Here is a 23,289-nt window from a genome sequence, read left to right as displayed (position 1 = left end):
GCGGCCACGGTCCGTGGAGCTCGTCCTTCGGGTGAGGCTAGCGGGCAAGGCCAGTAGGGACGACCCCGTGTCGGCCCGCGGCCTCCTCACGTAGAGGAAGACCAGGCAAGACGACGATCCTTAGGGATCCGTCTGTGCGGCGGGCGCGACACGCCCGACCGCGTGGACCGGGGACAGGGCCGTTGAACTGCTGAAACCCGGGCTCCGGCCCAGGTTGACGAGACAAAGCGGCACGAGACGACAAGGAACGCAGCCACCATGGCGGGACAGAAGATCCGCATCCGGCTCAAGGCCTACGACCACGAGGCGATCGACACCTCGGCGCGCAAGATCGTGGAAACGGTCACGCGCACCGGCGCCCGTGTTGTCGGGCCGGTGCCGCTGCCTACCGAGAAGAACGTTTACTGCGTCATCCGCTCGCCGCACAAGTACAAGGACTCGCGCGAGCACTTCGAGATGCGCACGCACAAGCGTCTGATCGACATCCTCGACCCGACGCCGAAGACGGTCGACGCGCTCATGCGCATCGACCTCCCGGCGAGCGTCGACGTCAACATCCAGTAAGCGTTGGGCGAGCGGCGGAGATAAGAACTCATGTCTGACAGGCAAATGAAGGGCATCCTGGGCACCAAGCTCGGCATGACCCAGGTCTTCGACGAGCAGAACCGGGTCGTCCCGGTCACTGTCGTCAAGGCCGGTCCGAACGTGGTGACCCAGGTCCGGACCACCGACAAAGACGGCTACGCGGCCGTGCAGCTGGCGTTCGGCGCGGTCGACCCGCGCAAGGTGAACAAGCCGCGCACCGGCCACTTCGACAAGGCTGGCGTGACGCCGCGCCGGCACCTCGCCGAGCTGCGCACCACCGACGCCGAGACCTACGAGGTCGGCCAGGAGATCACCGCTGAGGTGTTCGAGGCAGGCACTTCGGTCGACGTGACCGGTACCAGCAAGGGCAAGGGCTACGCCGGTGTCATGAAGCGTCACGGCTTCAAGGGCCAGGGCGCGAGCCACGGTGCGCAGGCCGTGCACCGCAAGCCGGGTTCGATCGGCGGCTGCGCCACGCCGGGCCGCGTGTTCAAGGGCCTGCGCATGGCGGGCCGGATGGGTAGCGACCGGGTCACCACGCAGGGCCTGACCGTGCACGCCGTGCGCGCCGAGGACGGCCTGCTGCTGATCAAGGGCGCGGTGCCCGGTCCCAAGGGCGGCCTGCTGTTCGTGCGCAGCGCCGCGAAGGGTGGAAACTGACGATGACGAGCGTCGAGCTGAAGACTCCGGCCGGTAAAGCCGACGGCACCGTCGAGCTCCCCGGGGAGATCTTCGACGTGCAGGCCAACGTCGCGCTGATGCACCAGGTCGTGGTGGGCCAGCTGGCCGCCGCGCGCCAGGGCACGCACGACACGAAGACCCGCGGTGAGGTCTCCGGTGGCGGCAAGAAGCCGTACCGGCAGAAGGGCACCGGGCGCGCCCGCCAGGGTTCGACCCGTGCGCCGCAGTTCGCCGGCGGTGGCGTCGTGCACGGCCCCACGCCGCGCGACTACACCCAGCGCACCCCGAAGAAGATGAAGGCCGCCGCTCTGCGTGGCGCCCTCTCCGACCGGGCCCGCGCCGGCCAGCTGCACGTCGTGACGGAACTGGTCACCGGCGAGAAGCCGTCGACCAAGACCGCGAAGTCGGCGATCGCCGCCGCGACCCAGGCCAAGCGCGTTCTCGTGGTCCTGCACCGCGACGAGGAGCTCGCCTGGGTGTCCGCGCGGAACCTGCCGTACGTGCACCTGATCTGGGCTGACCAGCTCAACACCTACGACGTCCTGGTCAACGACGACGTCGTGTTCACCAAGGCCGCCTACGACGCGTTCGTGGCAGGTCCCGTCCGCGGGAAGGTCGTCAAGGCCCTCGCGCGTTCGAGCGAGGTTTCGGAAGGGAGTGACGAGAAGTGAGCTCGGTCGCCATCCCGGACCCCCGCGACATCCTGCTCGCGCCGGTGATCTCCGAGAAGTCCTACGGACTGCTCGAGGACCACAAGTACACGTTCATCGTCCGTCCGGACGCCAACAAGACCCAGATCAAGATCGCGGTCGAGAAGGTGTTCGGCGTGAAGGTCGTCAGTGTCAACACGGCCAACCGCCAGGGCAAGCGGAAGCGGACTCGTACCGGCTTCGGCAAGCGCAAGGACACCAAGCGCGCCATCGTGACTCTTTCGCCTGAGAGCAAGGCGATCGAGATCTTCGGCGGACCCACCGCGTAAAGGACTGAGCTGACAATGGGCATCCGCAAGTACAAGCCGACGACCCCGGGTCGTCGCGGTTCGAGCGTCTCGGACTTCGCCGAGATCACCCGGTCCACGCCGGAGAAGTCGCTGCTGCGTCCGCTGAGCAAGACCGGCGGCCGGAACGCTTCGGGCAAGATCACCACCCGGCACAAGGGCGGTGGCCACAAGCGCGCCTACCGCGTGATCGACTTCCGTCGGCACGACAAGGACGGCGTGCCGGCCAAGGTCGCGCACATCGAGTACGACCCCAACCGCACCGCGCGCATCGCGCTGCTGCACTACGCCGACGGCGAGAAGCGCTACATCATCGCGCCGGAGAAGCTGAAGCAGGGCGACACGGTCGAGAACGGCCCCCGCGCCGACATCAAGCCGGGCAACAACCTGCCGCTGCGCAACATCCCGGTCGGCACCGTGATCCACGCGATCGAGCTCCGCCCCGGCGGCGGCGCGAAGATGGCCCGGTCCGCCGGCGCCCGCGTGCAGCTCGTCGCCAAGGACGGTCCCTACGCCCAGCTGCGTCTCCCCTCGGGCGAGATCCGCAACGTGGACGTGCGCAACCGCGCGACCGTCGGCGAGGTCGGCAACTCGGAGCACTCGAACATCAACTGGGGCAAGGCGGGCCGCAACCGCTGGCGCGGCAAGCGCCCGACTGTCCGCGGTGTCGTGATGAACCCGGTCGACCACCCGCACGGCGGTGGTGAGGGCAAGACGTCCGGTGGTCGCCACCCGGTGAACCCGAACGGCAAGCCCGAAGGCCGCACTCGCAAGAGCAAGCCGTCCGACAAATTGATCGTCCGCCGCCGGCGCACCGGCAAGAAGCGCTGAGCAGGGAGGTAGAAGCACATGCCACGCAGCCTTAAGAAGGGCCCGTTCGTGGACGACCACCTGCTCAAGAAGGTGGACGCTCTCAACGAATCGGGCAAGAAGACCGTGATCAAGACTTGGTCGCGGCGCTCCACGATCATCCCGGACTTCCTGGGTCACACGATCGCGGTGCACGACGGCCGCAAGCACGTCCCGGTGTTCGTCACCGAGGCGATGGTGGGTCACAAGCTGGGCGAGTTCGCCCCGACGCGGACCTTCAAGGGCCACATCAAGGACGACCGCAAGTCGCGCCGCCGCTGAGCGGGCCAGAGAAAGTTAAGGGAAGCAGATGAACGCCCAGTCAAACGCCACGGCCGCAGCCGAAGAGCTGCCTACGGCCGTCGCGCGGGCTCGTTTCGTCCGGGACGCCCCGATGAAGGTGCGCCGGGTGATCGAGCTCGTCAAGGGTCGTAGCGTCAGCGAGGCCTTGGCCGTGCTCCGGTTCGCGCCGCAGGCGGCCAGCACGCCGCTCGCGAAGGTCATCGCCAGCGCGGCGGCCAACGCCGAGAACAACCTCCAGCTGGACCCGGAGACGCTCTGGATCAAGTCCGCGACCGCCGACGAGGGCCCGACCCTCAAGCGCATCCGTCCGCGTGCCCAGGGCCGTGCGTACCGGATCCGCAAGCGCACCAGCCACATCACCGTGGTGGTCGAGTCGCGGCCTGCGGAGAAGAAGAGCAACAAGAAGGCAGGTGGCCGGTAGTGGGCCAGAAGATCAACCCGCACGGCTTCCGCCTGGGTATCACCACTGACTGGAAGTCGCGCTGGTACGCCGACAAGCAGTACGCGGAGTACGTGGCCGAGGACGTCAAGATCCGCAAGCTGCTCTCCACCGGCATGGAGCGCGCCGGCATCTCCAAGGTCGAGATCGAGCGCACCCGTGACCGGGTCCGCGTCGACATCCACACCGCCCGGCCGGGCATCGTCATCGGCCGCCGCGGCGCGGAGGCCGACCGGATCCGCGGTGCGCTGGAGAAGCTGACCAAGAAGCAGGTCCAGCTGAACATCCTCGAGGTGAAGAACCCCGAGGCCGACGCGCAGCTGGTCGCGCAGGGTGTCGCGGAGCAGCTGAGCAACCGCGTGGCGTTCCGCCGCGCGATGCGCAAGGCGATCCAGACCTCCATGCGCTCGCCGCAGGTCAAGGGCATCCGCGTGCAGTGCGGCGGTCGTCTCGGCGGCGCCGAGATGTCCCGTTCCGAGCACTACCGCGACGGCCGGGTCCCGCTGCACACGCTGCGCGCTGACATCGACTACGGCTTCTTCGAGGCCAAGACGACGTTCGGCCGCATCGGCGTGAAGGTGTGGATCTACAAGGGCGAGCTGGTCGGCGGCCTGAAGGCGCGCGCCGAGCGCGACGCCGCCGCGTCGGCCGCGGACCGCGCGCCGCGCCGCGACCGCGGCGACCGGCCGTCCCGCCCGCGCCGTTCCGGCGCGTCGGGCACGACCGCGACGTCGACCGAGGCTGGTCGCGCCGCTGCCGCCGCGAAGAGCGACAACGCGACCGAAGCGGCTCCGGCCGCCGAGACCGCAGAAAAGACGGAGGGCTGAGACGTGCTCATCCCGCGCAGGGTCAAGCACCGCAAGCAGCACTCCCCGAAGCGCCACGGCGCCGCCAAGGGCGGTACCAAGGTCAACTTCGGCGAGTACGGCATCCAGGCGCTTGAGCACAGCTACGTGACGAACCGGCAGATCGAGTCCGCTCGTATCGCCATGACCCGTCACATCAAGCGTGGCGGCAAGGTGTGGACGACGATCTACCCGGACCGCCCGCTGACCAAGAAGCCGGCGGAAACCCGCATGGGTTCCGGCAAGGGTTCGCCCGAGTGGTGGATCGCCAACGTGAAGCCGGGCCGCGTGATGTTCGAGATCAGCTTCCCGAACGAGGAGACCGCCCGCGAGGCGCTCCGTCGCGCGATCCACAAGCTGCCCATGAAGTGCCGCATCGTGACCCGGGAAGGTGAGTTCTGATGGCTAACGGAGCCGCACAGGCATCCGAGCTGCGTGAGCTCACCGCCGAAGAGCTCGTGCTGCGTCTGAAGGAATACAAGGAGGAGCTCTTCAACCTCCGCTTCCAGATGGCGACCGGGCAGCTGGACAACAACCGTCGGCTGCGCACCGTCCGCACGGACATCGCGCGGATCTACACGGTCATGCGCGAGCGCGAGCTCGGCCTGTCCGTGGCTCCCGACGCCGAAAGTGAAGGTGCCGCATGAGCGAGGCTGCCACCGAGAAGACCGCCCGGAACTACCGCAAGGTCCGCGAGGGTTACGTCGTCTCGGACAAGATGGACAAGACGATCGTGGTCGAGCTCGAGGACCGCAAGAAGCACCCGCGCTACTCGAAGGTCGTCCGCACCACCTCCAAGGTGAAGGTGCACGACGAGAACAACGAGGCGGGCGTGGGCGACCGGGTCACCCTGATGGAGACCCGTCCGCTGTCGGCGACCAAGCGCTGGCGTCTGGTGCAGGTCGTGGAGAAGGCCAAGTAAGCAGGGCTCTTTCGGGAGTCCTTGGTTCCGCAAGGCTCGCGACAGCGAGAACCAGCGCGACATACAGGAGTTGACGTGATCCAGCAGGAGTCGCGGCTTCGGGTTGCCGACAACACGGGCGCGAAGGAAATCCTTTGCATCCGCGTGCTCGGCGGATCCGGGCGGCGCTACGCCGGCATCGGCGACATCATCGTCGCCACCGTGAAGGACGCCATCCCGGCCGCCGGGGTGAAGAAGGGCGATGTCGTCAAGGCTGTCATCGTCCGCACGGTGAAGGAGCGCCGTCGTCCGGACGGTTCCTACATCCGGTTCGACGAGAACGCCGCCGTGCTCATCAAGAACGACAACGAGCCCCGGGGCACCCGCATCTTCGGCCCGGTGGGCCGCGAGCTGCGCGACCGAAAGTTCATGAAGATCATTTCGCTCGCGCCGGAGGTGCTGTGATGAAGGTGAAGAAGGGCGACACGGTCGTCGTTATCGCCGGCAAGGACAAGGGCGCCAAGGGCAAGGTCATCCAGGCCTACCCGGACCGCGAGCGCGTTCTGGTCGAGGGTGTCAACCGGATCAAGAAGCACACCCGGATCACCCAGACCCAGCGCGGCGCGCAGTCCGGCGGCATCGTGACCCAGGAAGCGCCCATCCACGTCTCGAACGTGATGGTCGTGGACTCGGACGGCAAGCCGACCCGGGTGGGCTACCGCATCGGCGAGGACGGCAAGAAGGTCCGGGTCTCGCGCCGGAACGGCAAGGACATCTGACATGACCACCGCAGAGAAGATCGTGCCGCGTCTCAAGACCCGGTACCGCGAAGAGATCAAGGGCGAGCTCCAGAAGGAGTTCTCCATCCCCAACGTGCACCAGATTCCCGGCGTCGTGAAGATCGTCGTGAACATGGGTGTCGGGGACGCCGCCCGGGACAGCAAGCTGATCGACGGCGCGGTCCGCGACCTCGCCCTGATCACCGGGCAGAAGCCGGAAATCCGCAAGGCCCGCAAGTCGATCGCGCAGTTCAAGCTGCGCGAGGGCCAGCCGATCGGCGCGCGCGTCACGCTGCGCGGCGACCGGATGTGGGAGTTCCTCGACCGGCTGCTGACCATCGCGCTGCCCCGTATCCGCGACTTCCGCGGGCTTTCGCCCAAGCAGTTCGACGGCAACGGCAACTACACGTTCGGTCTCAACGAGCAGTCGATGTTCCACGAGATCAACCCGGACGACATCGACCGCCCTCGCGGCATGGACGTCACCGTCGTCACGACCGCCACCACCGACGACGAGGGCCGGGCGTTGCTGCGCAAGCTCGGTTTCCCGTTCAAGGAGAACTGAGCCGATGGCCAAGAAAGCGCTAGTCAGCAAGGCTTCGAAGAAGCCGAAGTTCGCGGTGCGCGCCTACACCCGTTGCAACCGGTGCGGTCGCCCGCACTCGGTGTACCGCAAGTTCGGCCTGTGCCGGATCTGCCTCCGGGAGATGGCGCACGCGGGCGAACTGCCCGGTGTCCACAAGTCCAGCTGGTAAGGCTCGAAACTCTATTCCCAGTTCGCCACAGGCCCCGCCGACCCGGCCGGAGACCGCTCCGGCCGGGCGAGGCGGGGAACCAGGCGAGAAAGGTTGACAGGTCACCATGACGATGACCGACCCCATCGCAGACTTCTTGACCCGTCTGCGCAACGCGAACTCGGCTTACCACGACGAGGTCGTGCTTCCGCACTCGAAGATCAAGGCGAACATCGCCGAGATCCTCAAGCGCGAGGGCTACATCGCGAGCTACCGCGACGAGCCGGGCGAGAAGCACAAGAACCTGGTCGTCGAGCTGAAGTACGGCCCCAACCGCGAGCGGAGCATCGCCGGCCTTCGCCGCGTCTCCAAGCCGGGTCTGCGGGTCTACGCAAAATCGACCGAACTGCCGTCCGTTCTCGGCGGCCTCGGCGTCGCGATCATCTCGACGTCCGGCGGCCTGCAGACCGACCGGCAGGCCAAGCGCAACAACGTGGGCGGCGAAGTCCTCGCCTACGTCTGGTAAGGAAGGGGGCACAGACATGTCACGCATCGGAAAGCTGCCGGTCGCCGTCCCCTCCGGGGTCGAGGTGACCATCGACGGCCAGAACGTCAAGGTCAAGGGGCCGAAGGGCACCCTGGAGCACACCGTCGCCGAGCCGATCGTCGTCGAGCGCGACGAGGACGGCGCCCTCCTGGTGAAGCGCCCGGACGACGAGCGCACGAGCCGCGCCCTGCACGGCCTCACCCGCACGCTGGTGAACAACCTCGTGGTGGGCGTGACCGAGGGCTACGAGAAGAAGCTCGAGATCCACGGCGTCGGTTACCGCGTGCAGGCCAAGGGCTCGGACCTCGAGTTCGCCCTCGGCTACAGCCACCCGGTCAAGATCGAGGCTCCGGAAGGCATCACCTTCAAGGTGGAGTCGCCGACCCGGTTCTCGGTCTCCGGCATCGACAAGCAGAAGGTCGGCCAGACCGCCGCGGTCATCCGCAAGCTGCGCCGCCCGGACCCGTACAAGGGCAAGGGCCTGCGGTACGAGGGTGAGAAGATCCGCCGCAAGGTCGGAAAGACGGGTAAGTGATGAGCGACACGACTACCACGAAGCGCAAGCCGGTCGGCAAGGACATCTCGACCCGCCGCCGCGTCGCCAAGACCCGTCGGCACTTCCGCCTCCGCAAGAAGATCAGCGGCACGCCGGTGCGTCCGCGCATGGTCGTCAAGCGGTCCTCGCGGCACATCACCGTGCAGGTGATCGACGACCTCGCCGGTCACACGCTGGCGTCGGCGTCCACCCTCGAGTCGGACCTGCGGTCCTTCGAGGGCGACAAGAAGGCCAAGGCGGCCAAGGTCGGCGAACTGGTCGCTTCGCGCGCCAAGGACGCCGGCATCGAAGCCGTGGTGTTCGACCGTGGCGGCAACGCCTACCACGGCCGCATCGCCGCGCTCGCCGACGCCGCCCGCGAGGCGGGGTTGAAGTTCTGATGCACATGCTCGTGAATGGAAGGAAAGCCTGATGCCGGGACGTACACGGCAATTCGGCGGCGGCCAGGGCGGACCGGGGCAGGGCGGCAACGACCGCGGTGACCGTCGGGACCGTCGCGACCGGCGCGACGGCGGCCGTGGCGGGGCGGCCCAGGACAAGACCCCGCACCTTGAGAAGGTCGTGACGATCAACCGCGTCGCCAAGGTCGTCAAGGGCGGTCGTCGCTTCAGCTTCACCGCTCTGGTGGTCGTCGGCGACGGCGACGGTCAGGTCGGCGTCGGCTACGGCAAGGCCAAGGAAGTTCCCGCGGCCATCGCCAAGGGCGTCGAGGAAGCGAAGAAGAACTTCTTCCGCGTTCCGCGCGTCGCCGGCACCATTCCGCACCCGATCCAGGGTGAGGAAGCCGCCGGGGTCGTGCTGCTCCGTCCCGCGTCCGCTGGTACCGGTGTCATCGCCGGCGGCCCGGTGCGCGCGGTGCTGGAGTGCGCGGGCGTCCACGACGTGCTGTCGAAGTCGCTCGGCTCCGACAACGCCATCAACATCGTGCACGCGACCGTGGCGGCTCTGAAGGGTCTGCAGCGTCCGGAGGAGGTGGCCGCTCGCCGCGGTCTGCCGCTCGAGGACGTCGCCCCGGCCCGGATGCTGCGCCAGCGTGCCGGCCAGGGGGTCTGACATGGCTCAGCTCAAGGTCACTCAGGTCAAGAGCAAGATCGGCACGAAGCACGCTCACCGCGAGTCGCTGCGCACCCTCGGGCTGCGCAAGATCCGCCAGAGCGTCGTGCGTGAGGACACCCCCCAGGTGCGCGGCCTGATCCACACCGTCCGCCACCTGGTGGAGGTCGAGGAGGTCCAGGCATGACCGCCATCAAGATCCACCACCTTCGTCCGGCTCCTGGCGCCAAGCGCGACAAGATCCGCGTCGGCCGTGGTGAGGGTTCGAAGGGCAAGACCGCCGGTCGCGGCACGAAGGGCACCAAGGCCCGGAAGAACGTGCCCGCCGGTTTCGAGGGTGGGCAGATGCCCATCCACATGCGGCTGCCGAAGCTGCGTGGGTTCAAGAACCGGTTCCGCACCGAGTACCAGCCGGTGAACGTGGGCGACATCGCCCGCGTGTTCGCCGACGGTGGCAAGGTCGGGCCGGAGGAGCTGGCTGCCAACGGGCTTGTTCGCAAGGGCAAGCTGGTGAAGGTTCTCGGGAACGGGGACCTGAACGGGGTCAAGCTTGAGCTGACCGCGCACGCTTTCTCCGGTTCTGCCAAGGAGAAGATCGAGGCTGCTGGTGGTTCGGCCACCGTTAGCTGATCTGGCTGCGTTTTAGGCGGGCCCGTCCGGTTTTCCGGGCGGGCCCGTTTTTTTGTTTCTGTGTGGGGCCTCGTCGCCTGGCGGCGACATTGGCCCGTCTTGGTTGCGTGGGGCACCCCGAAGTTTGATTGTGCTGACGGTTCGGGGGTGCTTGTCAAGGCGGGAAAGATGCCTTGACAAGCACCCCCGAACCGCAGGAGAGCTTCGTATCGGGGTGCGGGGGAGGGGCTGGGTGCCTCGCTCGTGGGTGCATCGGCTGCGGTTGGGGCCTCGATGCGGTCGGGTGCGTCGGCTGCGGTTTGCCGGTGGTGGGGGTTAGCGCCCCAATGGGGATTTTTCATCTTGTTGGTGCTGGTTAGGTGGGGTTGACGGGGCTGGTTGTGGTTGTGCTGTAACGGAGTTGCGGGGCGGGCGTGGGCCGGGCGGGAACGCGGCGGAGCCCCCGGATGTTGATCAAGTCGTGACTCAAGAAAAAACGTCCGGGGGCTCCGCTCTCACTGTCTCACAGCAGGTTCTGGCCTCGTATCGCAGCGTGCTGCCGGTGTCGCCGCCCACGATCGCGATGCTGGCCGGGTTGATCGGCCGCCGCCGCCGGGCGATCGGGTCGCGGTGGCGCAAGGCGTCCCCGGCCGAGCAGGCGGTGCTGGTGCTGGCGATGCTGCGCCACGACCAGCGCCTGCTGGACCTGTCCCGCGCCAACGCGGTGTCGGCCGCCACGCTGCGCCGCTGGCTGCTGGAGGCCATCGACCTGCTCGCGGCCCGGGCGCCGCGGCTGGGGCGGGTGCTGCGGCGGCTGGCCGCCCGCGGCGCGGCGGTGGTGCTGGCCGACGGGACCCTGATCCGCACCCGCCGCCGCACCGGCACAGACAATCGCCGCAACTACAGCGGCAAGCACAAACACCACGGCCTCAACGTCCAAGGCCTCACCGACGAACACGGACGGCTGCTGTGGGTCTCGGCCGTGCTGCCGGGCAGGACCGCCGACATCACCGCCGCCCGCCGCCACCGGCTGCGCGACCGCCTCCACGCCCACGGCCTGACCCCCGCCGCGGACAAGGGCTACCAGGGCTGGCACAAAGACGTCCGCGACACCCGCCACTGCCCGGACTGCGGCGGCCCCTGCGCGCAGATCGTGCTCACCCCGTTCAAAGCCGAAACCAACCGGCCGCTCACCGAGCCGCAGAAACAGGCCAACAGCGTGTTCAACGCGATGCGCTGCGCGGTCGAGGGCGGCTTCGCCGCCCTCAAAACCTGGCGCGTCCTCGACAAACTCCGCATCGCACCACGCCACGCCACCACCCTCGTCCGCGCCCTGCTCGTCCTCACCCAGCACGAACAAGCCGTCCGCGACACCGCCCAGCCCACCCCGGCCTGACAACTACCACACCCCGTCAACCCGCCATGAACAGCACAAACCAGGATGAAAAATCCCCAATGTGGCATTGGGTGCATCCCACGCACCGAATGCCACATTGGGTGCATCCGACGCACCCAATGCCACATTGAGGTTTTCTCAGTAGCGTCCGTGGTGTTCGTGGTGGGTGAGGACGAGGGCTGCTTGGGTGATGTGGCCGATGCGTTTCGGGCAGAGGGTGACGTGTCGTAGGGCTGCCCAGCGGGTTTTCAACATTGCGGCGGCGCGTTCGCCGAGGCAGCGCAGCCGGGTGTGGAGCAGGTTGAAGGCGTGTTCGTCGGGGGTGAGGGGCGGTCGGCCGGTGGTTTTCTTGGTCGGGGTGAGGATGCCGGTGCCGGCTGCGTGGTAGGCCTTGTCGGCGAGGGTTTTCAGGCCGTGGGCCGCGGCGGCGGTGAGGGCGCCGGTGATGCCGTGGTGTCTGGCCGAGGCGAGGTCGTTGCGGGAGCCGGGCAGGACCGGGGAGACCCAGAGCGGGTAGCCGTCGGCGGTGGCGAGGAATTGGATGTTCCCGCCGAAACAGCGGTGTTTGCCCGAGTACCAGAGGTGGACGGTCGCGCCGCGGTTGCGGCCTTTGGTTTTGACGGTGGTCGCGGCGACCCGGTCGCAGCCGATCAACATGCCGTCGAGGATCACGTGCGTGTCCCCCGCGGCGCGGCGCTGGGCGAGGACGTCGTGCAGGTCGGGGGCCTCGCTGGCGAGGGCGGTGACTGCTTCGTGCAGGTACCGGTAGGCGGTGGCGACGCCGACGCGGTGGTCGGCGGCGAGGCGGTGCACCGGGACGGCGTCGCGGAACCAGCGCAGCGCCAGCACCGCCTGTCCGAACGCGGTCAGCGCCCGCCGGCCGCGGCGGGTGCCGCGGCGGCGGTGTTCGGCGTGCAGGACACGCGCGACGAACAGGGCAAGCTCGCGCGCCACGTCGAGCGTGGCACCATAAGCAATCACGTGGGGCCCCTGGGATCTCTCGGACTTGATCTTCGCAAATCCAGTCCTACCAGCGGCCCCACGCCCCGCCCCTCGGCGACACACCCCCACCCAGCCCTACTGAGAAAACCTCATTGGGGCAGCATCCCGGCGGCGGTGGTCGGCGGGGCGGTCCGTGAAGGGCTCCTTGAGGGAATCTGAGTCTGTGAAGGAGCCCCTCACGACCAGAGGTGGGTCGTGAGGGGAACCCTGAGGGAATCAGAGTCAAGGAGGGTGGCCCTCACGTACGGCGGGCGGGCGTTGGCGGTGCTGTTTTCCGTGCTGCTGTGGGAAAGCCCGCCGAATGGTGCGGGCCGAACAGGTGATCATCTGTGGTCCGACCGGCCCTACCTGCGGCTCTTCTGCGGCGAAGCGGCCCGGGGTGAGACGTAAAACGCACACGCGCTGCGGGCGGCCCATGCGAAGCTGTTAGAGTCGGCGGCACGCTTCCGGGCCTGTTTGCCCTGAAGCGTTCCTGGCTTGCCAGTGAGTCAGACATCCCGCCGGTCTCGTACCGGCCAAGCCGATCGTCGGTTGGGACGACCGACGACGCCGAGGAGGTCCCCCGCGTGCTCAGCGCATTCCGCTCGGCTCTCGCGACGCCGGATCTACGCAAGAAGATCCTGTTCACGCTAGCCATCGTCGCGGTCTACCGGATCGGTGCAACCATCCCGGCCCCGGGGGTCTCGTTCGCCGCCGTGCAGGCCTGTACCGCACAGGCCGACCAGCAGGGCGTGTACCAGCTGCTCAACCTCTTCAGCGGCGGCGCGCTGCTGCAGTTGTCGCTGTTCGCGACGGGCATCATGCCCTACATCACCGCGAGCATCATCGTCCAGCTGCTCACCGTGGTCATCCCGCGGTTCGAGGAGCTGAAGAAGGAAGGCCAGTCCGGCCAGAACAAGCTGACCCAGTACACCCGGTACCTCACGATCGCGCTGGCGATCCTGCAGGCCACCGGCGTGGTCGCGCTGGCTGACCGCGGCACCCTGTTCCAGGGCTGCTCGCAGCCGATCATCCCGGACAACAGCATCTACTCGCTGACGCTGATCGTGGTCACCATGACCGCGGGCACCGCGGTGATGATGTGGCTGGGCGAGCTCATCACCGAGCGCGGCGTCGGCAACGGCATGTCGGTGCTGATCTTCCTGAACATCGCGGCCCGCATCCCGGCCGAGGGCGCCAACATCATCAGCAACGGCGGCGGCGTCGCGCTGGCCGTGGTGTGCGCGTTCGGTCTGGTGATCATCGCCAGCGTCATCTTCGTCGAACAGGGCCAGCGCCGGATCCCGGTGCAGTACGCCAAGCGCATGGTCGGCCGCCGGATGTACGGCGGCACCTCGACCTATCTGCCGATCAAGGTGAACCAGGCCGGTGTCATCCCGGTCATTTTCGCCTCGTCGCTGCTGTACCTGCCGCAGCTGCTCAGCCAGCTGATCGGCGACCCGAACAGCAACGCGGGCTGGCAGTCGTTCATTCAGAACTACCTGGTCAACCAGAGCAGCTGGGTGCACATCCTGCTCTACTTCCTGTTGATCATCTTCTTCACCTACTTCTACATCACGATCACGTTCAACGTGGACGAGCGTGCGGAAGAGATGAAGAAGTTCGGCGGCTTCATCCCGGGCATCCGGCCCGGCCGTCCCACCGCCGAGTACCTCAGCTTCGTGCTGGGCCGGATCACTCTCCCCGGCTCGCTGTACCTGGGCATCATCGCGATCCTCCCGAACTTCTTCCTGTCCCTCACCGGCAGCGGGAACAACCAGAACTTCCCGTTCGGTGGCACGGCTGTGCTGATCATGGTCGGGGTTGGCCTCGACACCGTGAAGCAGATCGAAAGCCAGCTGATGCAGCGCAACTACGAAGGGTTCTTGAAGTGACGCGACTGGTTCTCGTCGGACCGCCCGGCGCGGGCAAAGGCACGCAGGCGGTTGCCCTGTCCGAGCAGCTGCGGATCCCGCACATCTCGACGGGCGACCTCTTCCGGGCGCACGTCGGCCAGGAGACTCCGCTCGGCCAGGAGGCCAAGCGGTACCTGGACTCGGGCGAGCTCGTGCCGGACTCGGTGACCAACGAAATGGTCCGCGAGCGGCTGGCCGAACCGGACGCGAAGGCGGGCTTCCTGCTCGACGGGTTCCCGCGCAACACCAAGCAGGCCGAGGTCCTCGGCGAAATGCTGAGCGAGGCCGACACCAAGCTCGACGCGGTCATCCAGCTCGACGTGGCCGAGGACGTCGTCGTCGGGCGGCTCATGTCGCGCGGCCGCTCGGACGACACCGAGGACGTCATCCGCCGTCGCCAGCAGGTGTACGTTTCGGAGACCGCGCCGCTGCTGGAGTACTACTCCGACATCCTGGTGAAGGTCGACGGCGTCGGCGAAGTGCAGGAGATCTCGGACCGCGTGCTGAAAGCGCTGCGCGACCGCACGTGAATCTCGGAGGATTGCGTGTTCTGCAAGTGCTCCGCCGCGGGCGCATGATCGAGGTCAAGACGCGCGGCGAGCTGGAGGCCATGCGGGCGGCCGGTCTCGTCGTCGCCCGCACCCTGGCCGCCGTGCGCGACCTCGCCCGGCCCGGGGTCAGCACGGCCGACCTCGACGAGCTGGCCGAGCAGACGATCCGCGACGCCGGCGCGGTGCCCTCGTTCAAGGGCTACCACGGGTTCCCGGCGTCGATCTGCGCGTCGGTGAACGAGCAGATCGTGCACGGCATCCCGTCGGCCAAGCAGGTGCTCGCCGAGGGCGACCTGATCTCGGTCGACTGCGGCGCGATCCTCGAAGGCTGGCACGGCGACTCCGCGGTCACGCTGGAGATCGGCGAGGTCAGCGAGAAGGACCGCCAGCTGTCGGCCGCCACCGAGCGCGCCATGTGGGCGGGCATCGAGGCCGTCCGCGCGGGCTCCCGGCTCACCGACATCTCGTTCGCCGTGCAGACCGCCGCCCGCCAAGCCGGCGAGGACGACGGCCGCGAGTACGGCGAGATCCTCGAGTACGGCGGCCACGGCATCGGCCGGCAGATGCACATGGAGCCGTTCCTGCCGAACGTCGGCAAACCCGGCAAGGGGCCCCGGCTCAAGCCCGGCATGGCGCTCGCGGTCGAACCCATGCTGACCGGCGGCAGCGGCGAAACCCTCGAACTGGACGACGGCTGGACGGTCGTCACCGTCGACGGTTCGCGCGCCGCGCACTGGGAGCACACCGTCGCCATCACCGAGGACGGTCCCTGGGTGCTCACCCTGCCCGAAGAGTCCTGAGCGACCACTCACACGGGTCTACTTACACCCCGGTCGACGGGGTACTGCACGGGTTGCGTACACTGTCAAGTCGGCGCGCTCATGCGCCGGTTCCAGCATGCTCGTGAATTCTCGCGAACCTCATGGACCCGGGGCCGAGTGTGGCCGAGCACCACCCAGTAAGCAAGGACTCGAGCTCAAAGCCGATCACGCTGTGCACATCAAGCGTGCATCAGGGATTGCGGAGGACATGGCTAAGAAAGACGGGGCCATCGAGGTCGAAGGCCGCGTGGTCGAGCCGCTCCCCAACGCGATGTTCCGTGTCGAGTTGGAGAACGGCCACAAGGTCCTGGCACACATCAGCGGCAAGATGCGGCAGCACTACATCCGCATCCTGCCCGAAGACAGGGTTGTCGTGGAGCTTTCGCCCTACGACCTCTCCCGTGGTCGCATCGTCTACCGCTACAAGTGATCACGCCAGAGCCGAGCAGAGCAGGAAGCAGGAAGACGTGAAGGTCCAGCCGAGCGTCAAGAAGATCTGCGACAAGTGCAAGGTGATCCGCCGTCACGGCCGGATCATGGTGATCTGCGAGAACCTGCGTCACAAGCAGCGTCAGGGCTGAGAACCGCACTGCAGCAGGCCGCTTGACGGCTAACCCACCCTCCCCGTACCTGCCGGGCCGCGTGAGCGGTCCGGTGCACCCCCGGACTTCAGGCCGGGGCCGGGACACCCGGGGCGCAAGCCACGGGCACGACAGGCGAGTCGGTTCCGGAACCGGACGGGGAGCAGACCTGAAGACAAACTCGATAAAGGAGCACCAGTGGCACGACTCGCTGGCGTCGACCTTCCCCGCGAGAAGCGGTTGGAGATCGCGCTGACTTACATCTACGGGATCGGCCGTACCCGCTCGAAGCAGATGATCGCTGCTGCCGAGCTGAACGCCGACACCCGCGTCAAGGACCTCAGCGACGAGGATCTCGTCAAGCTGAAGGACTACATCGACGAAAACTTCAAGGTCGAGGGTGACCTTCGCCGTGAGGTGAACGCCGACATCCGGCGCAAGATCGAGATCGGGACCTATCAGGGTCTGCGCTGGCGTCGCGGTCTGCCGGTGCGCGGTCAGCGCACCAAGACCAACGCCCGCACCCGCAAGGGCCCGAAGAAGACGGTCGCCGGCAAGAAGAAGGCTGGCAAGAAGTGAGCACCCAGGGCAAGAAGGTCGTTCGCATGGGCGGTTCCGTCCGTCGCTCCACGGCTTGTGTCTCGCCCAAGGCGCTCTACGCCCGCCCGATGGCGCTGCGGAACCTCTACACCGACGCCGGATCCATCATCCGCCGCGGGCAGCAGGAAGCCGTCGCCGCTCACCAAGAGAACGCGCGTTAACAGGAGAACCCTCAGACAATGCCACCCAAGTCCCGCACTGCGGGGGCCAAGAAGGTCCGCCGCAAGGAAAAGAAGAATGTCGCGCACGGTCACGCGCACATCAAGAGCACCTTCAACAACACCATCGTCTCGATCACGGACCCGACCGGCGCCGTGATCGCGTGGGCGTCGAGCGGCCACGTGGGCTTCAAGGGCTCGCGCAAGTCGACTCCGTTCGCCGCGCAGATGGCCGCCGAGAACGCCGCCCGCAAGGCTGCCGAGCACGGCATGAAGAAGGTCGACGTTTTCGTGAAGGGCCCGGGTTCGGGCCGCGAGACGGCGATCCGCTCGCTGCAGGCGGCCGGCCTCGAGGTCGGCACCATCCAGGACGTGACCCCGCAGCCTCACAACGGCTGCCGCCCGCCCAAGCGGCGCCGGGTCTGAGGAACGGGGAGGAGTACTAAGAAATGGCTCGTTACACCGGCCCCGCGACGCGTATTTCGCGTCGCCTCAAGGTTGACCTCATCGGCGGCGACCAGGCGTTCGAACGTCGCCCCTACCCGCCGGGCCAGCACGGCCGCGGGCGCATCAAGGAGTCCGAGTACCTCCTGCAGTCGCAGGAGAAGCAGAAGGCTCGCTACACCTACGGCGTTCTCGAGCGCCAGTTCGTCCGGTACTACAAGGAAGCCGTGCGGCGTCCTGGCAAGACCGGTGAGAACCTGCTGCAGATCCTCGAGTCCCGGCTGGACAACGTGATCTACCGCGCCGGCATCGCCCGCACCCGCCGTCAGGCGCGGCAGCTGGTGAGCCACGGCCACTTCCTGGTCAACGGCGTCAAGGTCAACGTGCCGTCCTACCAGGTCACCAAGTGGGACATCATCGACGTCAAGCCGAAGTCGGCGGGCACGCTCCCGTTCGTCGCGGCGAAGGAAGCCTTCGGCGAGCGCCCGGTTCCGGCGTGGCTGCAGGTCGTCCCGTCGAACCTCCGCGTGCTGGTCCACCAGCTGCCGGAGCGCGCGCAGATCGACGTTCCGGTTCAGGAACAGCTGATCGTCGAGCTTTACTCGAAGTAACCGGTCTCTGCGACTGGTTACGGGGCGGCGGCGCCCACAGTGCGCCGCCGTCACGCCATCCCTTCGACGTCATATGGCGGGCGTCGTCTGGAAAGGAAACTAAGAAATGCTGATTTCCCAGCGGCCGGCTCTCGGCGAAGAGACGGTCAACGAGACCCGCTCCCGGTTCACCATCGAACCGCTGGAGCCCGGCTTCGGCTACACGCTCGGCAACTCGCTGCGGCGCACGCTGCTGTCGTCCATCCCGGGCGCGGCCGTGACGAGCATCCGCATCGACGGCGTGCTGCACGAATTCACCACCGTTCCCGGGGTGAAGGAAGACGTCACCGACATCATCCTGAACCTGAAGGAACTGGTCGTGTCCTCGGAAGAGGACGAGCCGGTCACCATGTACCTGCGCAAGCAGGGCCCCGGTGAGGTCACGGCTGCCGACATCGTGCCGCCCGCGGGCGTCACCGTGCACAACCCGGATCTGCACATCGCGTCGCTGAACGGCAAGGGCAAGCTCGAGATCGAGCTCGTCGTCGAGCGCGGCCGCGGTTACGTTCCGGCCCTGCAGAACAAGCAGGCGGGCGCGGAGATCGGCCGGATCCCGGTCGACTCGATCTACTCGCCGGTGCTGAAGGTGACCTACAAGGTCGAGGCCACCCGTGTCGAGCAGCGCACCGACTTCGACAAGCTGATCCTGGACGTCGAGACCAAGCCGTCGATCACCGCGCGCGACGCGGTGGCCTCGGCTGGCAAGACGCTGGTGGAGCTGTTCGGTCTCGCTCGCGAGCTGAACGTCGACGCCGAGGGCATCGAGATCGGCCCGTCGCCGCAGGAGGCGGACACCATCGCCGCCTACGCGATGCCGATCGAGGACCTGGACCTCACCGTCCGGTCGTACAACTGCCTGAAGCGCGAAGGCATCCACACCGTTGGCGAGCTGGTCTCGCGCAGCGAGGCGGACCTTCTCGACATCCGCAACTTCGGCGCCAAGTCGATCGACGAGGTCAAGCTGAAGCTCGTCGGCCTCGGCCTCGCGCTGAAGGACAGCCCGCCCGGGTTCGACCCGTCCGCGGCTGCCACCAGCTACGACGGCGAGGGCTGGTCGGAAGGTGTCGCCGGCATCGGCGGCGGGATTTCGGACGACGGCCACGACGATGGCCAGGACTACGCAGAGACCGAGCAGCTCTGAGGCCTCGTGCCCGGACGCTGTGAGCTGAACTAGGAGAAAGTCATGCCCACCCCTACCAAGGGAGCCCGGCTCGGCGGGTCTGCCGCGCACGAGCGGCTGATCCTGGCCAACCTGGCCACTCAGCTGTTCGAGCACGGCAAGATCACGACGACCGAGGCCAAGGCCAAGCGGGTCCGCCCGCTGGCCGAGAAGCTGATCACCAAGGCGAAGCGGGGCGACCTGCACAACCGTCGCCTGGTGCAGAAGGTCGTCCGGGACAAGGACGTCGTGCACAAGCTGTTCGCCGAGATCGGCCCGCACTTCGCTGAGCGCGCCGGCGGCTACACCCGCATCACCAAGACGATGCCGCGCAAGGGCGACAACGCCGCCATGGCCGTCATCGAACTGGTCGCGGAGAAGACCGTGACGTCCGAGGCCGAGCGGGCCCGCAAGACCAAGTTCGCCAAGGACGAGGTCGCCGCCGCTCCGGTCGCCGAGGAAGCCGCTGAGGCTCCCGCCGCGACCGAAGAGGCCCCGGCTGCCGAAGAGGCTCCGGCCGCTGACGAGGCCGCTGCCTCCGACGACGCCGACGCCAAGAAGGACTGAGTCCTGCCGGCACTGTCTACACCGGACGAGCCCGCCGCTCCCCACGGGGAGGGCGGGCTCGTTCGTCTGCGCTTGGACGTGAGCTACGACGGCACGGACTTCTCCGGCTGGGTGCGCCAGCCCGGCCGCCGCACCGTGCAGGCCGAACTGGAGCAGGCGCTGCAGCGTCAGCCGCCGGGGGAGTCGGTGCCGAAGTCCGTGGTCGTCGCGGGCCGCACGGACGCCGGGGTGCACGCGACGGGCCAGGTCGTGCACGTCGACGTCGTCCCGTTCGCGCCTGGTGCGCCGGGCCGGATTCCCGTGGACGACCAGGGAATCCCGGACCTGACGCGCATGCGCGGCCGCTGGAACAAACTTCTGCCCGCCGATGCGCGGGTTCTGCAGGCGCGCGTGGCCCCGTCGGGTTTCGATGCCCGGTTCTCCGCGATCCGCCGGCACTACCGTTATCGCGTCTCAGATGCCCCGTGGGGCGTCGATCCGTTGCGCCGCAACGACACCCTGGCTTGGGGCCGTCCACTGTCGACAGAGCGGATGAACGCCGCCGCTCGGGAACTCCTTGGCCTGCAAGACTTCGCGGCGTACTGCAAACAGCGCGAGGGCGGTACGACGATCCGTGAGCTGCAGCGTCTGGAGTGGACGCGGATTGACGAGCATCTGCTGGAAGTCCAGGTAAGCGCGGACGCGTTCTGTCATTCGATGGTCCGCAGCCTGGTCGGTGTCTTGCTGCTCGTGGGGGACGGCCGACGCGGAACCGATTGGCCCGGCGAGGTTTTGGCGAGCGGAACGCGGGACAGCGCGGTCGCCCCGGCACACGGGCTGACGCTGACGGCGGTGGATTACCCGCCGGACGAGCTGCTGGCGGCGAGGGCGGAACAGACCCGGAACGTGCGGTCGTCGACCGAGCTTTAGGCCAGGGACGGCCGAAAAGAGCAGGCCACCGATGATACCACTCTGGTATCATCGGCGTCATGGCGATGACTCTGCGGTTGAACGACGAGGTGGAGCGTGCGCTCGCGCTGCTGTCTGAGGCGGACGGGGTGAGCAAGCACGAAGCGGTGGTGCGGGCGATCACAGACGCCGCGGCGCGCCGGGTCCGGGACGACCGGGTGCACGAGCTTTCCCTCGAAGGCCGCTCCCGCTACGCCGCCCTGCTCGATCGCCTGGCGCAGTGAAAATCGAGTACCTGACGCTGGACGACCTGCTACTGCTGTCGGCTGACCTCCGCGTGCCCGGGGTGCACGACCTGGGCCTGCTCGACGCGGCGGCGCACCGGCCGCAGTCCTCGCTGATGGGGCAGGACGCTTATCCGGACCTGCACGAGAAAGCCGCGGTGCTGCTGGAATCCATCGTCCGGAATCACCCGCTGATCGACGGGAACAAACGGCTCGGCTGGATGTCGATGTACGTGTTCTACGGGCTCAACGGCTTCGACCTGGACGCGCCGGAGGACGAGGCGTACGACCTGGTGATCGCGACCGCGACCGGGACGTTGCCGTATCAGTCGGTGGCCGAGCGGCTGGCGGAATGGGCTCGCGCCCTGGACACCGCCGATCGCTGAAAACGACGAAGGCCTCCTTGCCGGAATCCCGCAAGGAGGCCTTCACCATTTCTCACCACTTAGTCGCCTCGGCGAACCGGTCCGAGCAGCTGCTGTTCCTTCTGCGTCGTGACCAGCCGCAGCGGGCGCCACAGGTTCGTGCCCAGCGCTACGACCTGGTCGTCCTTCAGCGTGGTCAGCTGGCGCATCATCTGCGGCGGCAGCCGCCAGATCCGGGCCGCCAGCTCAGCCTGACCGGCGGGGAGCCGCTGCATCAGGACGAGGTCCGCGGCGTTCGCCGTCGTGCCCGCCTGCGGGTGCAGGTACGGCAGCACGTACACCGTGGTCTGCCAGGGCGACCGGGGCGGGAACAGGTCCTGCGGGGTCGGTCCGCCGTCGGTCACGACGAGCAGCGGGGCGTCCTCGGACGGGCGCGGCAGTTCGACCGGCGACAACCGGCGGATCTGCACCAGCGGCGAAGGGCGTCCGTCGCGGCTTCCGGCGGCCTGTTGCAGCACCTGCCACGCCGCGGGGCGTCCGGTGGCCACGACCACCCACGCACCCGTCGCCATGGCGCGCATCGCTACCTGGCGGGCCAGGTAAAGCCCGCCGACGAGCACGATCCGGGTCGGCTGCGAGCGCAGTGCGGAGACGGTCAGCGGTTCGCCCTTGAGGCCGGAGCCGAGGACGACGCCGCCGCGGTCGCCGGACGGGCTGATCGCGTCGAGCATGGCCGGGTCGACCGTGAACTCCGGGGCGATGCCGGGATTCTGCCCAGCGTCGCGGACACGGGTACTCATGCTGTGCCTCCGATCGGCAGCGTCGCGGAGAACGCCGAGATCTGCATGCCCTTCATCGGGGTCAGGTCGACGTCCAGCCGCTCCGCGATGCTCTGCAGCCGCTGGTCGGCGGCGTCCAGCTCGCGCGGGTTGCGGGCGCTCAGCCGCACCACGCCGCGCAGGCCGATGCGGCCCTCGTCCGCCGACGGCGAGATCGCCATGGCGACCGTCGCGGACAGTGCGCGCACGCTGGTCAGCCCGTTGAGGCTGCCGCTGATCTTGCCCTTGGGCCAGCCGGTGATCGCGTAGCTGGAGTGGCCGATGCCGGCCGCGGTGACGCCGGTCCAGCTTTCCTGCAGGCTGACCTTCTCGTTCGAACCGGCGACCGCGGTGAGCTCAGCCGCCGAGATGCTGGCGCGCAGCAGCTCGTCCGGGTCCAGCGGCCGGGTCGGCACGCCCTGGGACTCCAGTGCGTTGCGCACCCGCGACAGCGCACCGATCATCGCGCGGTGCGCGCCGACGACGCCGCCGCCGCGTTCCCGGATCGCCTCCGGGCAGCGCCGCGGGTCGAGCCGGACCGCGATCCACGTGGTCCGCCGGGCGGCCGCGGGCAGCGGGCCGAGCACCTCGAGATACGAGCTGAGCGCCGGGGCGTCCGCGGGCATCGCGGCCGAACCCGGGTAGCTGTGCCAGATCATCTGGATGGAGTCCAGCAGCACGCCGCGGTCTTCCAGGCACGGCGCGAGCGCGGACAGCGGAAGGCTGGGCGCGCCGCCTGCCTGGGAGATCATCGCCGGCATCGGCTCGACGAGCAGGACCGCGGTCCACGTCCCGTCGTTCCAGGCGATGCCGACCTCCTGCCGTTCGTGGTCGACGGCGTGCGCCACCACGAGGTCCGGCACGGCCAGCCGCAGCAGGCTGACCCGCGCGTCCTCCGGGCCGGTGACCGCGCTTTCCTCGGCGAGTTCCTCGATGCTGGTCGGCGGCGGAGGGGTCGCCACGCGGCCGTGCGAGCGGAACCGGTACCGCAGCGTCAGCGCGAGCCACTGGGTGAACCAGCGCCCGCCGACGCGCAGGAAGGCGAGGATCAGGCCGAGCGCCGCGACGCCGATCGCGACGTACTTGAGCTGCATGTTGATCGCCAGCAGCACGAGTCCGATCGCGACGCCGACTTCCAGCACGACCAGGTTGACCACCGGCAGCGGGCCGAGCGAGATGCCGCCGGAGCGCCGCCGCGAGGGCGGGGCCATCCGGAGCGCGGTCGCGGTGCC

The 23,289-nt window shown here is 68.1% G+C and carries 40 protein-coding genes; 37 read left to right on the top strand and 3 right to left on the bottom strand.

From position 1 onward, the window contains the following. Nucleotides 1-258 precede the first annotated feature (258 nt). From rpsJ to DMP23_RS30450, 22 genes are all read left to right on the top strand, one after another. A complete protein-coding gene (gene rpsJ / locus DMP23_RS30555) occupies nt 259-564 on the top strand; it encodes a 30S ribosomal protein S10 (RefSeq protein ID WP_003102098.1) in 306 nt (101 codons plus the stop codon). 30 nt (nt 565-594) lie between these two features. Continuing rightward, on the top strand, nt 595-1,245 hold the full coding sequence (rplC, locus tag DMP23_RS30550; RefSeq protein WP_037816269.1) for a 50S ribosomal protein L3: 651 nt from the start codon (nt 595-597) through the stop codon (nt 1,243-1,245). Between the two features lie 2 nt (nt 1,246-1,247). Continuing rightward, nucleotides 1,248-1,937, top strand: a complete 690-nt coding sequence (rplD, locus tag DMP23_RS30545) for a 50S ribosomal protein L4 (RefSeq protein ID WP_037816268.1) — start codon at nt 1,248-1,250, stop codon at nt 1,935-1,937. Then, nucleotides 1,934-2,245, top strand: coding sequence for a 50S ribosomal protein L23 (rplW, locus tag DMP23_RS30540; protein ID WP_009072304.1), 312 nt, complete (start codon nt 1,934-1,936; stop codon nt 2,243-2,245). The genes rplD and rplW overlap by 4 nt, the downstream gene beginning before the upstream one ends. Nucleotides 2,246-2,260: 15 nt before the next feature. Next, on the top strand, nt 2,261-3,094 hold the full coding sequence (rplB, locus tag DMP23_RS30535; RefSeq protein WP_037816266.1) for a 50S ribosomal protein L2: 834 nt from the start codon (nt 2,261-2,263) through the stop codon (nt 3,092-3,094). An 18-nt stretch (nt 3,095-3,112) separates the two neighbouring features. Then, entirely contained in the window at nt 3,113-3,394 is a 282-nt protein-coding gene (rpsS, locus tag DMP23_RS30530; protein WP_003102083.1) for a 30S ribosomal protein S19, read from the top strand. A gap of 28 nt (nt 3,395-3,422) precedes the next feature. Continuing rightward, nucleotides 3,423-3,836, top strand: coding sequence for a 50S ribosomal protein L22 (gene rplV, locus DMP23_RS30525; protein ID WP_037816265.1), 414 nt, complete (start codon nt 3,423-3,425; stop codon nt 3,834-3,836). Continuing rightward, on the top strand, nt 3,836-4,681 hold the full coding sequence (rpsC, locus tag DMP23_RS30520) for a 30S ribosomal protein S3 (protein ID WP_037816264.1): 846 nt from the start codon (nt 3,836-3,838) through the stop codon (nt 4,679-4,681). Before rplV ends, rpsC begins: the two co-directional genes overlap by 1 nt. Nucleotides 4,682-4,684: 3 nt before the next feature. Further along, the gene (rplP, locus tag DMP23_RS30515; protein WP_009072313.1) at nt 4,685-5,101 is read left to right on the top strand and encodes a 50S ribosomal protein L16; all 417 of its coding nucleotides are present in this window, start codon (nt 4,685-4,687) and stop codon (nt 5,099-5,101) included. After that, nucleotides 5,101-5,346 (top strand): 50S ribosomal protein L29, encoded by a 246-nt coding sequence (gene rpmC / locus DMP23_RS30510; RefSeq protein WP_009072314.1) that lies wholly within the window; start codon nt 5,101-5,103, stop codon nt 5,344-5,346. The genes rplP and rpmC overlap by 1 nt, the downstream gene beginning before the upstream one ends. Continuing rightward, nucleotides 5,343-5,621 carry a 30S ribosomal protein S17 gene (gene rpsQ, locus DMP23_RS30505; protein ID WP_037816263.1) on the top strand — a complete coding sequence of 93 codons (279 nt, stop codon included), beginning with the start codon at nt 5,343-5,345 and terminating at the stop codon, nt 5,619-5,621. The genes rpmC and rpsQ overlap by 4 nt, the downstream gene beginning before the upstream one ends. A gap of 75 nt (nt 5,622-5,696) precedes the next feature. Then, a complete protein-coding gene (gene rplN, locus DMP23_RS30500; RefSeq protein WP_004558867.1) occupies nt 5,697-6,065 on the top strand; it encodes a 50S ribosomal protein L14 in 369 nt (122 codons plus the stop codon). Continuing rightward, nucleotides 6,065-6,379 (top strand): 50S ribosomal protein L24, encoded by a 315-nt coding sequence (rplX, locus tag DMP23_RS30495; protein ID WP_009072317.1) that lies wholly within the window; start codon nt 6,065-6,067, stop codon nt 6,377-6,379. Before rplN ends, rplX begins: the two co-directional genes overlap by 1 nt. Nucleotide 6,380: 1 nt before the next feature. Then, nucleotides 6,381-6,944 carry a 50S ribosomal protein L5 gene (gene rplE, locus DMP23_RS30490; RefSeq protein WP_037816262.1) on the top strand — a complete coding sequence of 188 codons (564 nt, stop codon included), beginning with the start codon at nt 6,381-6,383 and terminating at the stop codon, nt 6,942-6,944. A 4-nt stretch (nt 6,945-6,948) separates the two neighbouring features. Beyond that, nucleotides 6,949-7,134 carry a type Z 30S ribosomal protein S14 gene (locus tag DMP23_RS30485; RefSeq protein WP_020662790.1) on the top strand — a complete coding sequence of 62 codons (186 nt, stop codon included), beginning with the start codon at nt 6,949-6,951 and terminating at the stop codon, nt 7,132-7,134. A 106-nt stretch (nt 7,135-7,240) separates the two neighbouring features. Beyond that, nucleotides 7,241-7,639, top strand: coding sequence for a 30S ribosomal protein S8 (gene rpsH / locus DMP23_RS30480; protein ID WP_020662789.1), 399 nt, complete (start codon nt 7,241-7,243; stop codon nt 7,637-7,639). A 16-nt stretch (nt 7,640-7,655) separates the two neighbouring features. Beyond that, nucleotides 7,656-8,195, top strand: a complete 540-nt coding sequence (gene rplF, locus DMP23_RS30475; RefSeq protein WP_037816261.1) for a 50S ribosomal protein L6 — start codon at nt 7,656-7,658, stop codon at nt 8,193-8,195. After that, on the top strand, nt 8,195-8,596 hold the full coding sequence (gene rplR / locus DMP23_RS30470; RefSeq protein WP_037816260.1) for a 50S ribosomal protein L18: 402 nt from the start codon (nt 8,195-8,197) through the stop codon (nt 8,594-8,596). The genes rplF and rplR overlap by 1 nt, the downstream gene beginning before the upstream one ends. Nucleotides 8,597-8,627: 31 nt before the next feature. Further along, nucleotides 8,628-9,269 carry a 30S ribosomal protein S5 gene (rpsE, locus tag DMP23_RS30465; RefSeq protein ID WP_009072328.1) on the top strand — a complete coding sequence of 214 codons (642 nt, stop codon included), beginning with the start codon at nt 8,628-8,630 and terminating at the stop codon, nt 9,267-9,269. A 1-nt stretch (nt 9,270) separates the two neighbouring features. After that, complete coding sequence (gene rpmD, locus DMP23_RS30460; RefSeq protein WP_004558875.1) at nt 9,271-9,456, top strand: 50S ribosomal protein L30; 186 nt, start codon at nt 9,271-9,273, stop codon at nt 9,454-9,456. Then, nucleotides 9,453-9,899, top strand: coding sequence for a 50S ribosomal protein L15 (gene rplO, locus DMP23_RS30455; RefSeq protein ID WP_009072329.1), 447 nt, complete (start codon nt 9,453-9,455; stop codon nt 9,897-9,899). Before rpmD ends, rplO begins: the two co-directional genes overlap by 4 nt. Before the next feature lie 541 nt (nt 9,900-10,440). Further along, nucleotides 10,441-11,274 carry a transposase family protein gene (locus DMP23_RS30450; RefSeq protein ID WP_337820148.1) on the top strand — a complete coding sequence of 278 codons (834 nt, stop codon included), beginning with the start codon at nt 10,441-10,443 and terminating at the stop codon, nt 11,272-11,274. Nucleotides 11,275-11,412: 138 nt separating this feature from the next. Here the strand turns inward: DMP23_RS30450 and DMP23_RS30445 are convergent, their stop codons facing one another. Continuing rightward, complete coding sequence (locus tag DMP23_RS30445; RefSeq protein ID WP_337823226.1) at nt 11,413-12,255, bottom strand: transposase family protein; 843 nt, start codon at nt 12,253-12,255, stop codon at nt 11,413-11,415. Between the two features lie 252 nt (nt 12,256-12,507). Here DMP23_RS30445 and DMP23_RS30440 point away from each other — a divergent pair, with 252 nt between their 5' ends. From DMP23_RS30440 to DMP23_RS30370, 15 genes are all read left to right on the top strand, one after another. Then, the gene (locus DMP23_RS30440; RefSeq protein WP_158714531.1) at nt 12,508-12,666 is read left to right on the top strand and encodes a hypothetical protein; all 159 of its coding nucleotides are present in this window, start codon (nt 12,508-12,510) and stop codon (nt 12,664-12,666) included. Between the two features lie 176 nt (nt 12,667-12,842). Continuing rightward, entirely contained in the window at nt 12,843-14,150 is a 1,308-nt protein-coding gene (gene secY / locus DMP23_RS30435; protein WP_037816259.1) for a preprotein translocase subunit SecY, read from the top strand. Then, nucleotides 14,147-14,701, top strand: coding sequence for an adenylate kinase (locus tag DMP23_RS30430; protein ID WP_037816258.1), 555 nt, complete (start codon nt 14,147-14,149; stop codon nt 14,699-14,701). The genes secY and DMP23_RS30430 overlap by 4 nt, the downstream gene beginning before the upstream one ends. Before the next feature lie 44 nt (nt 14,702-14,745). Then, nucleotides 14,746-15,522 (top strand): type I methionyl aminopeptidase, encoded by a 777-nt coding sequence (gene map, locus DMP23_RS30425; protein WP_337824465.1) that lies wholly within the window; start codon nt 14,746-14,748, stop codon nt 15,520-15,522. A gap of 229 nt (nt 15,523-15,751) precedes the next feature. Beyond that, nucleotides 15,752-15,973, top strand: coding sequence for a translation initiation factor IF-1 (gene infA, locus DMP23_RS30420; RefSeq protein ID WP_004558881.1), 222 nt, complete (start codon nt 15,752-15,754; stop codon nt 15,971-15,973). A gap of 37 nt (nt 15,974-16,010) precedes the next feature. After that, nucleotides 16,011-16,124, top strand: coding sequence for a 50S ribosomal protein L36 (gene rpmJ, locus DMP23_RS30415; RefSeq protein ID WP_004558882.1), 114 nt, complete (start codon nt 16,011-16,013; stop codon nt 16,122-16,124). A 198-nt stretch (nt 16,125-16,322) separates the two neighbouring features. Next, nucleotides 16,323-16,703 carry a 30S ribosomal protein S13 gene (rpsM, locus tag DMP23_RS30410; RefSeq protein ID WP_009072337.1) on the top strand — a complete coding sequence of 127 codons (381 nt, stop codon included), beginning with the start codon at nt 16,323-16,325 and terminating at the stop codon, nt 16,701-16,703. Further along, entirely contained in the window at nt 16,700-16,885 is a 186-nt protein-coding gene (locus tag DMP23_RS30405; RefSeq protein WP_009072338.1) for a hypothetical protein, read from the top strand. The genes rpsM and DMP23_RS30405 overlap by 4 nt, the downstream gene beginning before the upstream one ends. An 18-nt stretch (nt 16,886-16,903) precedes the next feature. Continuing rightward, nucleotides 16,904-17,308 carry a 30S ribosomal protein S11 gene (gene rpsK, locus DMP23_RS30400; RefSeq protein ID WP_009072340.1) on the top strand — a complete coding sequence of 135 codons (405 nt, stop codon included), beginning with the start codon at nt 16,904-16,906 and terminating at the stop codon, nt 17,306-17,308. Nucleotides 17,309-17,331: 23 nt separating this feature from the next. Beyond that, nucleotides 17,332-17,937 carry a 30S ribosomal protein S4 gene (gene rpsD, locus DMP23_RS30395; protein ID WP_037816256.1) on the top strand — a complete coding sequence of 202 codons (606 nt, stop codon included), beginning with the start codon at nt 17,332-17,334 and terminating at the stop codon, nt 17,935-17,937. A gap of 106 nt (nt 17,938-18,043) precedes the next feature. Beyond that, the gene (locus DMP23_RS30390; protein WP_009072342.1) at nt 18,044-19,117 is read left to right on the top strand and encodes a DNA-directed RNA polymerase subunit alpha; all 1,074 of its coding nucleotides are present in this window, start codon (nt 18,044-18,046) and stop codon (nt 19,115-19,117) included. A gap of 42 nt (nt 19,118-19,159) precedes the next feature. Beyond that, the gene (gene rplQ, locus DMP23_RS30385; RefSeq protein WP_037816255.1) at nt 19,160-19,702 is read left to right on the top strand and encodes a 50S ribosomal protein L17; all 543 of its coding nucleotides are present in this window, start codon (nt 19,160-19,162) and stop codon (nt 19,700-19,702) included. A gap of 72 nt (nt 19,703-19,774) precedes the next feature. Next, nucleotides 19,775-20,611 carry a tRNA pseudouridine(38-40) synthase TruA gene (gene truA, locus DMP23_RS30380; protein WP_337823225.1) on the top strand — a complete coding sequence of 279 codons (837 nt, stop codon included), beginning with the start codon at nt 19,775-19,777 and terminating at the stop codon, nt 20,609-20,611. A gap of 59 nt (nt 20,612-20,670) precedes the next feature. Continuing rightward, on the top strand, nt 20,671-20,874 hold the full coding sequence (locus DMP23_RS30375) for a CopG family transcriptional regulator (RefSeq protein ID WP_067587897.1): 204 nt from the start codon (nt 20,671-20,673) through the stop codon (nt 20,872-20,874). Beyond that, nucleotides 20,871-21,260, top strand: a complete 390-nt coding sequence (locus DMP23_RS30370; protein WP_337823224.1) for a type II toxin-antitoxin system death-on-curing family toxin — start codon at nt 20,871-20,873, stop codon at nt 21,258-21,260. Before DMP23_RS30375 ends, DMP23_RS30370 begins: the two co-directional genes overlap by 4 nt. Before the next feature lie 59 nt (nt 21,261-21,319). On the opposite strand, the gene DMP23_RS30365 is transcribed toward DMP23_RS30370, so the two are convergent. Together DMP23_RS30365 and eccE are read right to left on the bottom strand one after the other, a co-directional pair. Continuing rightward, nucleotides 21,320-22,039, bottom strand: a complete 720-nt coding sequence (locus DMP23_RS30365; protein WP_037816254.1) for a hypothetical protein — start codon at nt 22,037-22,039, stop codon at nt 21,320-21,322. Further along, complete coding sequence (eccE, locus tag DMP23_RS30360; protein WP_037816253.1) at nt 22,036-23,268, bottom strand: type VII secretion protein EccE; 1,233 nt, start codon at nt 23,266-23,268, stop codon at nt 22,036-22,038. Before eccE ends, DMP23_RS30365 begins: the two co-directional genes overlap by 4 nt. Between the last annotated feature and the right edge of the window lie 21 nt (nt 23,269-23,289).

The organism is Amycolatopsis sp. A1MSW2902 (assembly GCF_017312175.1).
Taxonomy (GTDB): Bacteria; Actinomycetota; Actinomycetes; order Mycobacteriales; family Pseudonocardiaceae; genus Amycolatopsis; species Amycolatopsis nivea.
The sequence above is the reverse complement of the archived record's forward strand: the minus strand, read 5'-3'. Positions and strand labels throughout refer to the sequence as shown.

Excerpts from the sequence above, each read along its gene's own strand:
- rpsJ (WP_003102098.1), top strand. The coding sequence starts at position 259 with ATGGCGGGACAGAAGATCCGCATCCGGCTCAAGGCCTACGACCACGAG.
- rplC (WP_037816269.1), top strand. The coding sequence starts at position 595 with ATGTCTGACAGGCAAATGAAGGGCATCCTGGGCACCAAGCTCGGCATG.
- rplD (WP_037816268.1), top strand. The coding sequence starts at position 1,248 with ATGACGAGCGTCGAGCTGAAGACTCCGGCCGGTAAAGCCGACGGCACC.
- rplB (WP_037816266.1), top strand. The coding sequence starts at position 2,261 with ATGGGCATCCGCAAGTACAAGCCGACGACCCCGGGTCGTCGCGGTTCG.
- rpsS (WP_003102083.1), top strand. The coding sequence starts at position 3,113 with ATGCCACGCAGCCTTAAGAAGGGCCCGTTCGTGGACGACCACCTGCTC.
- rplV (WP_037816265.1), top strand. The coding sequence starts at position 3,423 with ATGAACGCCCAGTCAAACGCCACGGCCGCAGCCGAAGAGCTGCCTACG.
- rpmC (WP_009072314.1), top strand. The coding sequence starts at position 5,101 with ATGGCTAACGGAGCCGCACAGGCATCCGAGCTGCGTGAGCTCACCGCC.
- rpsQ (WP_037816263.1), top strand. The coding sequence starts at position 5,343 with ATGAGCGAGGCTGCCACCGAGAAGACCGCCCGGAACTACCGCAAGGTC.
- rplX (WP_009072317.1), top strand. The coding sequence starts at position 6,065 with ATGAAGGTGAAGAAGGGCGACACGGTCGTCGTTATCGCCGGCAAGGAC.
- rplE (WP_037816262.1), top strand. The coding sequence starts at position 6,381 with ATGACCACCGCAGAGAAGATCGTGCCGCGTCTCAAGACCCGGTACCGC.
- DMP23_RS30485 (WP_020662790.1), top strand. The coding sequence starts at position 6,949 with ATGGCCAAGAAAGCGCTAGTCAGCAAGGCTTCGAAGAAGCCGAAGTTC.
- rpsH (WP_020662789.1), top strand. The coding sequence starts at position 7,241 with ATGACGATGACCGACCCCATCGCAGACTTCTTGACCCGTCTGCGCAAC.
- rplF (WP_037816261.1), top strand. The coding sequence starts at position 7,656 with ATGTCACGCATCGGAAAGCTGCCGGTCGCCGTCCCCTCCGGGGTCGAG.
- rplR (WP_037816260.1), top strand. The coding sequence starts at position 8,195 with ATGAGCGACACGACTACCACGAAGCGCAAGCCGGTCGGCAAGGACATC.
- rpsE (WP_009072328.1), top strand. The coding sequence starts at position 8,628 with ATGCCGGGACGTACACGGCAATTCGGCGGCGGCCAGGGCGGACCGGGG.
- rpmD (WP_004558875.1), top strand. The coding sequence starts at position 9,271 with ATGGCTCAGCTCAAGGTCACTCAGGTCAAGAGCAAGATCGGCACGAAG.
- rplO (WP_009072329.1), top strand. The coding sequence starts at position 9,453 with ATGACCGCCATCAAGATCCACCACCTTCGTCCGGCTCCTGGCGCCAAG.
- map (WP_337824465.1), top strand. The coding sequence starts at position 14,746 with ATGATCGAGGTCAAGACGCGCGGCGAGCTGGAGGCCATGCGGGCGGCC.
- infA (WP_004558881.1), top strand. The coding sequence starts at position 15,752 with ATGGCTAAGAAAGACGGGGCCATCGAGGTCGAAGGCCGCGTGGTCGAG.
- rpsK (WP_009072340.1), top strand. The coding sequence starts at position 16,904 with ATGCCACCCAAGTCCCGCACTGCGGGGGCCAAGAAGGTCCGCCGCAAG.
- rpsD (WP_037816256.1), top strand. The coding sequence starts at position 17,332 with ATGGCTCGTTACACCGGCCCCGCGACGCGTATTTCGCGTCGCCTCAAG.
- DMP23_RS30390 (WP_009072342.1), top strand. The coding sequence starts at position 18,044 with ATGCTGATTTCCCAGCGGCCGGCTCTCGGCGAAGAGACGGTCAACGAG.
- rplQ (WP_037816255.1), top strand. The coding sequence starts at position 19,160 with ATGCCCACCCCTACCAAGGGAGCCCGGCTCGGCGGGTCTGCCGCGCAC.
- DMP23_RS30375 (WP_067587897.1), top strand. The coding sequence starts at position 20,671 with ATGGCGATGACTCTGCGGTTGAACGACGAGGTGGAGCGTGCGCTCGCG.
- DMP23_RS30365 (WP_037816254.1), bottom strand. The coding sequence starts at position 22,039 with ATGAGTACCCGTGTCCGCGACGCTGGGCAGAATCCCGGCATCGCCCCG.
- eccE (WP_037816253.1), bottom strand. The coding sequence starts at position 23,268 with ATGGCCCCGCCCTCGCGGCGGCGCTCCGGCGGCATCTCGCTCGGCCCG.